General features: G+C 78.6%; 1 protein-coding gene. It reads left to right on the top strand.

Features of this window, described 5'->3' with window-relative positions:
* Positions 1 to 715 (top strand): asparagine synthase-related protein (locus G3I53_RS03125; RefSeq protein ID WP_239063521.1); only part of this gene is annotated, 715 nt, incomplete at both ends.

Here is a 715-nt window from a genome sequence, read left to right on the forward strand (position 1 = left end):
GGAGAGCCTCGCCGAGCGCCTGCTGCGCCACCGGCCGGACGACGACGGCCCGGCGGGCGCCGCGGACGCCTCGCTGGCCGCGCTGACCTGGGGCAGACCCGGGCCGGCCGCGCGCTGGCTGACCGGTGAGGCACTGGCTGAAGTATCGGTTCGCCTCCAGGCGTCCACCCGCCGGTCCGAGATCGGACCGGCCCAGCGGCCCGGCGACTTCCGGGCCCGTGCCGCCCTGGCCCGGCACGCCGCCGACCTCAGGGTGCTGGAGCAGGCGGCGGAGATCCGCTTCCAGCGGCTGCACGCCCCGTTCCTCGACAACCAGGTCGTCCGGGCCTGCCGGGCCCTGCCCGAGGCCCTCCGGGTGCGCCCCGGCGCACGGGCGTCGATCCTGCGGACCGTGCTGGAGGGAGCGGGCGTACGGGAGTTGCCGGACGGGTGGGGCGCACCCGCCCAGGCGGCCTCGGCCACCGCCGCTCGCACCGGCCTGCGGGTGGCGGCGGACACCCTGATCATGCTGTTCGACACCCCGCTGCTGGCGGAGGCCGGCCTGGTGGAGGCGCGGGTCGTACGCAAGGCCCTGCGCGGGGCGGCACAGGGCGAGGCCCTGCCCCTGGACGGCCTGGCCGACCTGGTCGCCCTGGAACTGTGGCTCCGGCGGCTGCTCGCCCGCCGGGGCACCTGCTGGACCGGGACACCCGGCCGGCAGCGCGCGGTCCCGGGC

It is taken from the genome of Streptomyces sp. SID14436 (genome assembly GCF_010548465.1).
In the GTDB taxonomy this organism is placed as follows: Bacteria; Actinomycetota; Actinomycetes; order Streptomycetales; family Streptomycetaceae; genus Streptomyces.